The following is a 243-nucleotide window of genomic DNA, read 5'->3' as shown; positions in this document are numbered from 1 at the left end:
CGCCCTGATCGTCGAGCGCGCGCTCGCCGCACCGCTGCGCCAGATCGCCACCAACGCCGGTCTCGAGGGCGGCGTCGTGGTCGAGAAGGTCCGCGGCCTGCCCACCGGGCACGGCCTGAACGCCGCCACCGGCGAGTACGTCGACATGATCGCCGCCGGGATCATCGACCCGGTGAAGGTCACCCGCTCGGCGCTGCAGAACGCCGCGTCCATCACCGGCCTCTTCCTCACCATCGAGGTCGT

1 protein-coding gene is annotated in these 243 nt (G+C 71.6%); it reads left to right on the top strand.

The window, feature by feature from the left end:
• On the top strand, window positions 1-243 hold a 243-nt coding region (locus tag AC559T_RS18325; protein WP_498869528.1), incomplete at both ends, for a TCP-1/cpn60 chaperonin family protein.

The sequence above is a fragment of the Frankia sp. Hr75.2 genome, assembly GCF_949319125.1.
GTDB classification, from domain to species: domain Bacteria; phylum Actinomycetota; class Actinomycetes; order Frankiales; family Frankiaceae; genus Parafrankia; species Parafrankia soli.
The sequence above is the reverse complement of the archived record's forward strand: the minus strand, read 5'-3'. Positions and strand labels throughout refer to the sequence as shown.